General features: G+C 60.7%; 1 pseudogene. It reads left to right on the plus strand.

Annotated features, from left to right (window positions below):
• Window positions 1-272: pseudogene (locus tag AAEZ05_RS28685) on the plus strand (1-acyl-sn-glycerol-3-phosphate acyltransferase); the annotation flags it as partial.

The following is a 272-nucleotide window of genomic DNA, read 5'->3' on the forward strand; positions in this document are numbered from 1 at the left end:
GGCGCTTGCTGGCCAGCGCGATCGATGCGGATTTGTCACTGCAGCCAGTGGCGATTCGGTATCTGCGCGAAGGCCAAGTCGACCCGCTGGCGCCCTTTATTGGCGATGATGATTTGCTCTCGCACCTGATGCGCTTGTTTTCCAATGACCGCGGCGATGTAGAGATTCATGTGCTCAAGCCGATTGCCTGCGCTGGGCAGGAACGTGCGGCGTTGGCGTATCAGGCGCAGCAGGCGGTGCAGAAGGCGTTGTTTGGTGAAGCGGTGCGACCG

Origin of the sequence: Pseudomonas sp. HY13-MNA-CIBAN-0226, assembly GCF_040310305.1 — a bacterium.
Taxonomy (GTDB): Bacteria; Pseudomonadota; Gammaproteobacteria; order Pseudomonadales; family Pseudomonadaceae; genus Aquipseudomonas; species Aquipseudomonas gregormendelii.